Annotated in this window: 1 protein-coding gene; it reads left to right on the plus strand. The window is 48.1% G+C overall.

Translation table 11 applies throughout. The features are described from left to right. A partial coding sequence (locus tag ACYP03_RS28080) for a glutamate--tRNA ligase family protein (RefSeq protein WP_459782948.1) occupies positions 1-235 on the plus strand: 235 nt, incomplete at both ends.

Genomic DNA, 235 nt, shown 5'->3' on the forward strand with positions numbered 1-235 from the left:
TTTAGCCAGTGGGAAGCACACCAGCGTCCACACACGTTTTCCGCCTGAGCCGAATGGTTACCTGCATATCGGTCATGCGAAGTCTATCTGCCTGAACTTTGGTATTGCTCAGGACTACCAGGGACAATGCAATCTGCGTTTTGATGACACAAACCCAGAAAAAGAAGACATCGAATACGTAGAGTCGATTAAGAAAGACGTAAACTGGCTGGGCTTTGAGTGGAGCGGTGAGATT

The sequence above is a fragment of the Photobacterium sp. R1 genome (genome assembly GCF_054600795.1).